Source organism: Paracoccus fontiphilus (genome assembly GCF_017356265.1).
In the GTDB taxonomy this organism is placed as follows: Bacteria; Pseudomonadota; Alphaproteobacteria; order Rhodobacterales; family Rhodobacteraceae; genus Paracoccus; species Paracoccus fontiphilus.
The window spans coordinates 1-9,651 of the sequence record NZ_JAFNAW010000094.1 but is presented as its reverse complement, the minus strand read 5'-3'; the positions used below and the strand labels follow the sequence as shown (position 1 = coordinate 9,651).

The following is a 9,651-nucleotide window of genomic DNA, read 5'->3' as shown; positions in this document are numbered from 1 at the left end:
CCGCGACGCTTCCCCCTTCCAGCATCAGACGCCGCCAACGATACAACAGGTTTGGCGCTACGCCATTGCGCCGCGCCACGACCGAGATACCGGTTTGGCCATCCAGCGTCTCCTCGAAGATCCGCAGCTTCTCGGCGGCGGTCCAGCGGCGCCGGCGGCCGCCATCGGTGATGATTTCGATCCCTGACATAAGCACGTGCTCAGGCATATGCCTAAGAACATCTAACAAAACCGTTTGATCTGGTTTAGGCAGATGAGGGCGCAGCCGAGGATCACGAAAGCCTCGTGGATGTCGGCGCGTCGCTCGTAGCGGATGGCGAGGCGGCGAAAGCGGTTGAGCCATGCCAGCGTTCGCTCGACAACCCAACGGTGCCGGCCCAGCCTTTCGCTGCTGTCCATGCCGCGCCGGGCAATGCGGGGCGTGACCCTGCGCTTCCGGCATTCGCTCCGGCAGCGGTGATGGTCGTAGGCCTTGTCGGCATGAAGCTTGTCAGGGCGCTTGCGGGGACGGCCAGGGCCATGGCGCACGCCTGGCACGGCATCCAGAGCGGGTGCCAGCATCATGCTGTCGTGCCGGTTGGCCGGGCTCAGCCGCACCCCGAGCGGGGTGCCCCGCAGGTCGACCACAAGATGGCGCTTCGTGCCCGGTTTGCCGCGATCCGTGGGGTTCGGGCCGGTCTCGGCACCCCTCTTTTCGCAGCAACGGCGGCGCTATCAAGGGACGCTCGGCTCCAGTCCAGTTGTCCCGCCTCAGAGAGGCGCTCCAGAAGAACGCGATGAAGCCTGGTCCAGACGCCGGCTGCCTGCCAGTCGCGCAGCCTGCGCCAGCAGGTCATGCCGGAGCAGCCAAACTCACGCGGCAGCATCTCCCAGGGAATGCCAGATCGCAGAACGAAAATGATGCCGGCCAACGCCAGCCGGTCATCGCATCGAGGGCGGCCGCCCTTCGGCTTCGGCCGCTCCCTTGGCAGGAGCGGCGCAATGGCCTCCCACAGATCATCGGATACAAGGGGCTTGCTCATGGCCTCTCAACGCATGAGCAGCGGTTTTGTTAGGCGCTCTAAGACTGGCAAAGGTTCACAAAGCGTCAGCTGCGCCAGCTTGATGGCGAAAAGATGGAATTCAAGGAGTTTGTTTCCGAACCAAAACCGGACATGGACTATACGCTTTGGTCGTGCCAACTGGAAACACTGATCCGGGTATCACGTGCGAAGTCGGATTAAAGCGAGAGTGCTGCCTCAAATCCTTCGGCGGGCGGATCGCCTCACGGGACCCCGACAGACAAACAGCCGAAGTGTGGACGATCAATCCCTCTCTTTACTGAGCCTCGTGACCGAGTCATAGGCAAGATCAGAACCGGGGAGACCGCGCTCTTCGATGCGCTTGGCCTCTTCGGCGAGTGCTTCGCTGTTCTCATTCATCCAGACTTGGACATCGGCGAGAGGTGTCCCGTTTACCTCGATCCAGCGGCGGCGTTCGGAGATGGGCTTGGCGTTGTCGGCGGCCCAAGCCGCAGCTCTTGCATCAGTCCGGCTCATTGCAACTCCTCAGAGAACATCCGATCATGATACAGCTTGGCACAGCCCGGAATTTTCAACACCCGAAATTTTGTGTGGGCGGCCGAAACTAATCTGGGTGTCGGGAAGAGCGGTATGGCGAGGGGTAGGTTTAAGCATGGGATCCAAGCTAAATTTGGCCTCACGGACCCGTAAGGAGTCCCTATAACCCCGACAAAATGTGCTTTTGGCCCTGTGCATTTGCGCTGGACCGCGCCGCCCCCTCCCTACAGTCGAATATACGGGCCGTCGAGTTCACCCCCAGTCGGGAAGGCGACAGCCCCGTCCTGCCGGACCTGTTGAGCCAGATCCCCGAGGACGAAGACATCGGCACCGTGACTGCGGAGGGCGCCTACGATACCCGCCGCTGCCACGGCGCTGTCATCGCACGCGGCTGCATGGCAATCGTACCGATCCGAAGGAACGGTCGGGCTTGGAAAGAAGACTGCCCGGCTGCCAAGGCGCGCAACGAAGCCCTGCGCGCCACGCGTCACCACGGTCGGGCATTCTGGAAGCGGTGGACCGGATACCACGCCCGCAGCCGCGTGGAGGCCAGGATGCGATGCCTGGGCGGCCGCCCTCGATGCGATGATCGGCTGGCCTTGGCCGGCATCATCTTCGTTCTGCGATCCGGCATTCCCTGGGAGATGCTGCCGCGTGAGTTCGGCTGCTCGGGCATGACCTGCTGGCGGAGGCTGCGTGACTGGCAGGCAGCCCGCGTTTGGGCTAGGCTCCATCGGGTGCTGCTCGAGCAGTTGTCGGAGGCTGGGCAGCTGGACTGGAGCCGCGCGTCCCTCGACAGCGGCGCCGTTGCGGCGAAAAGGGGGATCCTGAGACAGGCCCGAACTCGACGAATCGCGGGCCAAACCGGGTTTGAGGCGCCATCTTGTGGTCGACCGCCGGGGCACCCCGCTCGGGATGCGGCTGGGCCCGGCCAACCGGCACAACAGCATGATGCTGGCACCGACCCTCGATGCCGTGCCGACCGTCACGCCACGGTCGGGGGGGGTCCGCGCAAGCGCCCCGGCAAGCTCCACGCCGACAAGGCCCGCGACCATCACCGCTGCCGGAGCGAATGCCGGAAACGTGCGATCACGCCCCGCATCGCCCGGCGAGGCATAGACAGCAGCGAAAGGCTGGGCCGGCACTGCTGGGTCGTCGAGCGGACACTGGCATGGTTCAACCGCTTTCGCCGCCTTGCCATCCGATATGAGCGACGTGCCGACATCCACGAGACCTTCGTGATCCCCGGCTGCGCCCTCATCTGCCTCAACCAGATCAGAAGGTTTTGTTAGGTGTTCTAAGTTACCTTGTGACGGAGGTCGCCAAGCCGGGTTGCAACAAACGCCATTCAGAGGAGGCGTTGCCCGTGGTTGCTTAACGCCGAGCGGCGCCGGGCGAGAGGTCCGGCGCCTTTTGCATGCTGGCGGAGGTTCAGGCCGCCTTGCTCCCTTCGATCTGTTTCGGCTCGGACTTGCGCGTGGTACTCGCGGCGCCGATCTCGATCTTGCGGGGTTTCATCTCCTCTGGGATCTCGCGCTTGAGGTCGATCGTCAGCAAGCCATCGGTCAGACTGGCGCCGGTGACCTTCACGTGATCGGCCAGCTCAAAGCGCCGCTTGAAGGCCCCTCCGGAAATGCCACGGTGCAGAAACTGGGCATTATCCTAGGCTTCCTTCTTGCCTGATACCAGCAACAGGTGCTGCTCCTGAGTGATCGTCAGATCATCAAGCCGGAAGCCTGCAACGGCCATGGTGATACGGTAGTCGTCATCACCGAGCTTGGCGATGTCGTAGGAAGGCCAGTTGTCGACAGCTTCAACGCGGATGGCGGTCTCAAGTGCATGTAGCATACGATCGAAACCCATGCTGGACCTGAACAAGGGAGTGAAGTCGTATGCAGTTCTCATAGCCACATCCTCTTCAAGCAATATAGTTACAAGTCGGGTTGTGCCGACCCATCCTGGGCGCCGGCTGTCAAAAAAATTTATTTGGACTCCGATGGCAGTCAAGAACCGGAATAAGACCAAAAAAACGTGATTTAATAGCCAAGTGGCGCGGCAGGGGGTTGGGCAAGACTGCGGTACCGACGCTGCTCAGTCGGGAACTGTTATGGACGAAGGGGGATCGGGGGGAGGTTACTATGGGCAGCCTAACAACGGTCAGCGAACCATCCCCATCACAGAAGCCACAATCGCCAGTCAACCACAGCTCTCGCGGAAAAATATGGGAAAAAACCCCTGTTGCTAAGACAAAACAACAGGAACTGTCTTATTTTAAGATACTGATTTTTAATGATAATTATTTTCTTTTCGCCCCTCCTAAGGGGCAGGTTACAGGTTCAAGTCCTGTTGGGGTCGCCAAAATCCGTAGGTTTTCCTTCGAGTTAGGTGTCTACGCTGCCCAGAGCACGGGCCTCAGTGCAGAACTTTACGCGAACGAAACGGCCGAATCCGAGATCGGCTCGCACAAGTCCTGCCCACGATGTTTCCGTAGTGTTCACCAGTCAGGGCCAGCCATAAGGCTCATGTCCCCACTGGTCAGAAGCGCTTTCCCGGATCCGCGCCAGACCTTCTTCCAAGGTCTCTGCCCATCCGCTGCGGGTGGGCATTGTCTGGACGACCCATCGCCAGTGCAGTCGGCCAACCTGACTCCGATCCCAGACGACACGCCAGACGACAAATCCGTCGCGCAGCACGACCAATCGTTGTCTGCACCTTCGGGGAAGGTCAGCTTGCGGGTCCATGTCATGCATTGATGCCATGGCATGCACAAAAACGAAAAAAGCCCGCCTGGCAGGGCGGGCCTTGTTGTTTCTTACTAAGGTGATGTCAGATGGCTTCACAAGGCAATCTAACCCCAACTTCTTTCCGTTTCAGCGGCTTTTCTTTTCGTTTGTTACTTCGTTCAACTGAGACTTCCTGTTCCTCAGCTGAAGGACAGCGCCAGCGATTCAAATCATCCACCAGTCCGGCTTCCTTCAACCGTAAGCCCGTTTCTTGAAAGTCTATCTCTCCATAACTCTTGTGATTTCCATCCTTTGTGAGGTCTTGAACCCACTGGTGGGTTAGTGAATTTATCACTTCGGGCGACCTGCCGATCATGGCCTTGATCTGCCTTGCAATATGAACGTAATCGTTTGTATTCCTGCGCAATATAATCGAAACATTCTTGTCTGGATTTGCTGCAAATCCAAAAAGGTGAAGTGCGGAACAATCTGTACCCACGACATGAGTTGCAGATTTATACCATGACAGCTGCTCAAGAATTGTCATCTTCTCAGGGTAGAGAATAGCATAGCCTTGTGCCTTTAGGTTTTCTTCAAGAACATTTTCGTTCAGCACAGAGGCAAAATTTGGATTTCTTGACCGAGAAATATATACCTTCTCTGGACCATCCGCCGGCACTTCTTCAATCCGCTTTCGCAGCATGAACCTGAATTCTGGAGTACCTTCCACGATGGTACCTAGGCCAAATCCCTGCCCCGGAATGATTAACGTCTCTACACTAACCGGCTTTGATACAAGGCGAGTGGGGATATCAGGAATCAGGATGTCATATACTTCTTTATGCCAACCTCTAATCTCCGATAACACGTCACGCCGAGGCATAAACAAGTAGCTTTCCGGCTTTTCGATATCAGTCATCCATAGCCTGGTTGTTGCTTCGAGCATAAAATGTCCGAAGTGACCATATAGAAAGGCACCGAAAACGTGGGTACCAGAAAGATGCTCGACTGGCGTAGGGGGATCTAACACCGGTCGAGATATCAACTTGTCCTCTCGCCAATGTGCCGCGAACGGCTCGTCTCCGTCGGGTCCATAGACACCGCAGACAGGAAACCCACCAAAGACTTCAGGCGGAGTGAGAATAGCATTTTTCACTACCCTGAAACTACGCGACCATCCTTCGCTGGGTTGAGGATAACAGTTCGCTTGATGTTCTGACACAGGAGGCTCAGCGTTTAGGGGTTAGGCGGCGCGTGATATCGGCCATAGCCAACCTCAGAACCGCCGCGCCTGCAACCAATAAGTGTGCAATCAATGCTTGTCCACGAATCTCTGGCCAAGGGCACACCCAAGATAAGGAAAGCCCACCTAGAAGGGTGGGCTTTGTAGTTTCTTGCCTAGTTGAGGAAACGCCAGCCCTGGTCTTGCCCCCGTTTTACCGGACACTCAGGCGATTGCGGTTTCAGCTGCGATGAACTCGCGGGGCGAGCGCATCTTCAGCCCTGAGTTCGGGTGGTTGTCGTTGCAATCCTCGAACCAGTTTTTGATCAATCCTAGGACTGTCTGGGCATCCCGCAGCGGCGTCACTTGGACGTAGTCGCGCTTGAGCGTCTTTACGAATGCCTCTGAGATGCCATTGCTCTGTGGGCTCTGCACCGGGGTAAAGCAGGGTTTCAGACCGAGCTGGCGGGCGAAGATCTGGGTATCCTTGGCGATGTAAGGCGGCCCGTTGTCGGTCAGCATCACGATTGTCGCTGGCGCACGCAGCGCCCTGAACCGTCGCTCCACGGCTTCAAGCATGATGTCGCGAATGCCGGACCCGCTGATGCCGGCATTGATCACAGCCTTCCACGCGATGATGTCGCGATCATGGGCATCGATGATAAAGGCGCCCCGGACGATGTCGCCGTTCCAGCAAGCGAACTCGAAGCCGTCACTGCACCAGCGGAGGTTCGATCGCATCACGATGACCTTGCCGTCGTGAACATGCTCCGGCCGTTCGGAGTATTTCCGCGCCAGCAGCAGGTTGAGTGCTTTCATGATCCTGTAGGTGCGCTTGTGATTGCACGGTGCCAAGCCTTCTGCCCGCAGTTGGCGGTTCAGGATCGCGGTGATGCGACGGTAGCCATAGGTCGGCCGCTCTGCCACCAACGCTGTGATCAGCGGCACCAACGCCGCGTCTTGCGCTTTATGGTAGCGCCGCCGCGGCTTTGCTTTGCCTTGAAGCCGGTCGATCAGGTTGGAGCGGGCGACACCCAGCGTCTCTGCCACCGCCTTCACTGGAAATCGTCCTTCAGTGGCGACCGCGCGAGCAAGGTCGGTTTTTTTACCCGTGACTTGTCCAGAGCCTCCCGCAGGATGTCCGCCTTCAGCGTCTTGCGGCCAAGCGCGCGCTCAAGTTCGCGAATGCGGTCTTCCATCTCCCGGACCACGCGGTTGCAGGTCACATCGTCGTCTTCGGTCACCGCGACGCTTCCCCCTTCCAGCATCAGACGCCGCCAACGATACAACAGGTTTGGCGCTACGCCATTGCGCCGCGCCACGACCGAGATGCTGGCGCGGTCGTCCAGCGTCTCCTCGACGATCCGCAACTTCTCGGCGGCGGTCCAGCGGCGCCGGCGGCCGCCATCGGTGATGATTTCGATCCCTGACATAAGCACGTGCTCAGGCATATGCCTAAGCCTCCATGGTTGTGCCCGGTGTCCGGTCGAAATGGGGGCCAGTTCAAGCCCATGCACAGACTGCAAAAAACGATTCTTCAGCTTAAGGTGGTATTTATGCCGATTGCCACCGGCAACGCTTCCGAAATCTGCGGCTGCGCTGATAGTATCGCGGCCTGTGCCTCACTTTTTGACCAGGGCGTTCACCCGATCGGGAACGTAGTACCCGATGGCCTCGCGCCGGCCGTGGCCGGTCAACTGTCGGATGAGCCGCCCCATCATCGCCGATCCTCCAATAGCCGCACGCGTTCGTCGCGGTGGTCTTCGAGCAGCTGCACGGCGCGCCGCATGATCTCGGTATTGGCGCTGGTCGTCTTGTTGGTGTCGGTCAACAGGTCGCGGCTTTCCCGAACCGAGGTCTCGGCCATGGCCAGCATCTTGTCCTGCAGCTCGCTGTTGCGCTTGTACTGGATCCAGTTAAACCAGCCCTGAACGACGATGACGACGCCTGCCAGGCCGCCGCCAACCTCCTTGATGAAATCGGCGAGGCTCATCGGGTAATGGCCTTGCTTGTAGTATCCGCTAGGCGTTGAACGCGCCCTGATCTCCGGTGCCCGCGCACCGGCGATCTCGCGCCAGAACTTTCGATCATCTTGCTTTGTAACCTTTAGGTTTTCCGTCAGCTGCAGTTGGCAACAGGCAGCTTTCAGCCCAGCCGGGTTGTATTTCGTTTGATGAACACAACTATGCGATTATCTACAGGGCTACTTAGGACGGAGCATCACATTGGCTGCCACGACCCTCGCGGATCACGACGACTATCGGATCACTCTCCATCAGCACGGCGAAGCACTGACGGACCGCATTGTCATCACGTTCGGCGGTCAGCCTTCAGACCTCGCGGCCGAAGGATTTGGCACGAGCTTCATCAAAGGCTTGGGTTACGACACGATCTATGTAGCACAGCGCCACGGCACGCAGTTTCAGGGCTTGACAGTTGACACCTTCTTTGACGCCGTTGCGTCCACCTGTGCAGACCGAGATGTAGTCTGCTATGGATCGAGCCTCGGCGCTTATGCCGCGCTGTATTATGGCGGCAGTATCGACGCCAGGATCATCGCCGGTGCGCCTATGCTTCCTGCTTGGCGGCCCCTTGGGCATAAGAAATATGCCGATCTCGCAATCACGCACGTGAACTTGGCTGATACGCCTTTATCGTCAAAGAGCCCAGTTGTGATATATGACTCGATGCGGAAACAGGACGCACAAGTGGTCGATGAAATGGTACTTCCGGCTTACCCCAGCGCACGCCTCGTGAAGGTGCCGCACGGCGGTCACACTGTGTTAGCCACACTTTCGGAGGCTCTGATATTAAAGCCATTAATCATCAGCATCATCGAGCATGATCAGGTTATGAGCTTCGATCCACCAGCTGAGGGCACGGCAACTTGGCATGCAGAGCGTGCGCAGACCATCGCACAAAGCGATCCAATCACAGCTATTGCCGAGTTCGAGAAAAGCTTAACGATAAAGCCAAAGTCTCAACCATTTTGCCAACTGCTCAACGTCCTAGTGCGCCAAGGCGATCTTACAGAAGTACAGAAGCGGATTGATGCTGCACGCAATCAGCCGACGCTTAAAATAGTACCGCACCTGAAGCAGAAGCTTGAAGCGTTAGGATTGCAGATGTGACCCCCGATCGACTGATCCGATTTGATGCCATAGCCGCGGCAGACAGCGTCAGTAACTTTGGCGCCTGCGGCTATTGCGGGCGGGCCTTCGAGCCACCCGACTTAAAGGGTGACATCGTGGAACAGCACCAGGATCTGTTCATGCTTTGCAAAAAATGCGGAGATGCTAAGCAGAACCTCCGGTCTGAAATGGAAGAGGGAACCTAAGCCCTCTCTTCAGTCTCAGGACTCCTGCCGATACCCGGCATATGAATCATGGATCGGGCAGTTCGCAGGTGCAACCATGAGCCCGAGCCACATCGGTGCCTGGTTCAAGTTCAGCTTTCCCACTCATAGAGTGCTCCTACGATTGCACCGCGTACGACGTCTGTTGTTGTGTTCTGGCAGACGATCTTTTCCAGACCTGCCGTGACCTCGACGGTGCTGCCGACTTGCCTGACATGCACAGGCTCAACGGGCTGCCAATTCGAAAGATCGAGGATGTCATCCTCGACCAAGTCGGCAACGATCTGTCGGCAACTGCGTATTCCACGGCATCCGACCGCTTATTCCAGCAACATCCGACCAGCTGTTCCACGATCATCCGACCAGCTGTTCCACGATCATCCGACCGGTCGGCGGTAGCGGTCTGAGGCAAAGTCTTCATGGTTGATCCGGGGGCCCCGTCTGTCAGGAGAGTTGTCACCCGTTCTCGATCTAAAATGATAGATATGGCGGGCGGAATAGGACGACGACTTGGGTTACTCACCGGAACGAAAGGCAGCAGTTCTGACGAAGATGCTGCCGCCGAACAACATACCCTTGGGGCAGCTTGCCCGGGAGGAAGGGAGAGGTGGTCGCAGGAATTCGGACCAGTCGCTAAGCTTTGGCGATTGACGAAGGACTGATCCGCATGACGAAACGAAAGCGCTATTCGGCCGAGTTCAAGGCGAAGGTGGCTTTGGAAGCCATTCGCGAGGACCTGACGACGGCCGAACAGGCCAAGAAGTACGACATCCACCCCACCATGATCACGGG

General features: G+C 58.0%; 9 protein-coding genes and 3 pseudogenes. 4 read left to right on the top strand and 8 right to left on the bottom strand.

All coding sequences use genetic code 11. The features are described 5' to 3' along the window. Together J0F76_RS19005 and J0F76_RS19000 are read right to left on the bottom strand one after the other, a co-directional pair. On the bottom strand, nt 1-208 hold a 208-nt coding region (locus tag J0F76_RS19005), incomplete at its 3' end, for a transposase (RefSeq protein WP_207471906.1). 14 nt (nt 209-222) lie between these two features. Further along, a protein-coding gene (locus tag J0F76_RS19000) for an IS5 family transposase (protein WP_207471905.1) occupies nt 223-1,022 on the bottom strand; the annotation gives its coding sequence in 2 pieces (ribosomal slippage) (nt 223-695 and nt 695-1,022; 801 coding nt in all). Nucleotides 1,023-1,158: 136 nt separating this feature from the next. Here J0F76_RS19000 and J0F76_RS21050 point away from each other — a divergent pair. Next, nucleotides 1,159-1,297, top strand: a pseudogene (locus tag J0F76_RS21050) (IS5/IS1182 family transposase); the annotation flags it as partial. A 7-nt stretch (nt 1,298-1,304) separates the two neighbouring features. Here the strand turns inward: J0F76_RS21050 and J0F76_RS18995 are convergent. Continuing rightward, nucleotides 1,305-1,538: a hypothetical protein gene (locus J0F76_RS18995; RefSeq protein WP_207471904.1), complete on the bottom strand. Its 234-nt coding sequence runs from the start codon at nt 1,536-1,538 to the stop codon at nt 1,305-1,307. A 251-nt stretch (nt 1,539-1,789) separates the two neighbouring features. Here J0F76_RS18995 and J0F76_RS18985 point away from each other — a divergent pair. Beyond that, nucleotides 1,790-2,851, top strand: a pseudogene (locus J0F76_RS18985) (IS5 family transposase); the annotation flags it as partial. 139 nt (nt 2,852-2,990) lie between these two features. Here the strand turns inward: J0F76_RS18985 and J0F76_RS18980 are convergent. From J0F76_RS18980 to J0F76_RS18965, 4 genes and pseudogenes are all read right to left on the bottom strand, one after another. Then, nucleotides 2,991-3,407, bottom strand: a pseudogene (locus tag J0F76_RS18980) (Hsp20 family protein). Nucleotides 3,408-4,385: 978 nt separating this feature from the next. After that, a complete protein-coding gene (locus J0F76_RS18975) occupies nt 4,386-5,228 on the bottom strand; it encodes a glycosyltransferase 61 family protein (RefSeq protein WP_278250454.1) in 843 nt (280 codons plus the stop codon). 501 nt (nt 5,229-5,729) lie between these two features. Beyond that, nucleotides 5,730-6,955, bottom strand: a protein-coding gene (locus tag J0F76_RS18970) for an IS3 family transposase (protein WP_207471902.1) whose coding sequence is annotated in 2 segments (ribosomal slippage) — nt 5,730-6,613 and nt 6,613-6,955 — 1,227 coding nt in all. Because the reading frame shifts where the segments join, the coding sequence is not laid out codon by codon here. 266 nt (nt 6,956-7,221) lie between these two features. After that, nucleotides 7,222-7,497: a hypothetical protein gene (locus J0F76_RS18965; RefSeq protein WP_207471900.1), complete on the bottom strand. Its 276-nt coding sequence runs from the start codon at nt 7,495-7,497 to the stop codon at nt 7,222-7,224. A 232-nt stretch (nt 7,498-7,729) separates the two neighbouring features. Between J0F76_RS18965 and J0F76_RS18960 the strand changes: the two genes are divergently transcribed. Next, nucleotides 7,730-8,635 (top strand): hypothetical protein, encoded by a 906-nt coding sequence (locus tag J0F76_RS18960; RefSeq protein ID WP_207471899.1) that lies wholly within the window; start codon nt 7,730-7,732, stop codon nt 8,633-8,635. A 316-nt stretch (nt 8,636-8,951) separates the two neighbouring features. Here the strand turns inward: J0F76_RS18960 and J0F76_RS18955 are convergent, their stop codons facing one another. Beyond that, nucleotides 8,952-9,131, bottom strand: coding sequence for a hypothetical protein (locus tag J0F76_RS18955; protein WP_207471898.1), 180 nt, complete (start codon nt 9,129-9,131; stop codon nt 8,952-8,954). Between the two features lie 395 nt (nt 9,132-9,526). Between J0F76_RS18955 and J0F76_RS18950 the strand changes: the two genes are divergently transcribed. Beyond that, nucleotides 9,527-9,651: transposase (locus J0F76_RS18950; RefSeq protein WP_207471907.1), on the top strand; the 125-nt coding region annotated here is incomplete at its 3' end.